Genomic DNA, 229 nt, shown 5'->3' with positions numbered 1-229 from the left:
CCGTGGCCATCACCGCCATCACCCAAGACACTGGCAGCTCCAGCAGTGACTTTATCACCAACGACAACACTCTGATTTTCAAAGGTACCGTCGATTTAGGTGACAACAGCACCTTAGCCGTCACCATCAATGGTGTGGTTTACACCACCGCCAACGGCTTAGTGATTGATGCGCAAGGTAACTGGAGCGTCGACCTGACCGGTACTGTGCTGCCTGACGGCACTTACCC

1 protein-coding gene is annotated in these 229 nt (G+C 54.1%); it reads left to right on the top strand.

The window, feature by feature from the left end; all coding sequences use genetic code 11:
• Positions 1 to 229, top strand: a 229-nt coding sequence (locus tag MMG82_RS21680; RefSeq protein ID WP_241407427.1) for an Ig-like domain-containing protein, incomplete at both ends; no start/stop codon positions are given.

Source organism: Shewanella sp. MM_2022_3 (assembly GCF_022557375.1).
Taxonomy (GTDB): domain Bacteria; phylum Pseudomonadota; class Gammaproteobacteria; order Enterobacterales; family Shewanellaceae; genus Shewanella; species Shewanella xiamenensis.
Note: the sequence above shows the minus strand (reverse complement) of the source record. Positions and strands in the feature narration are given on the sequence as shown.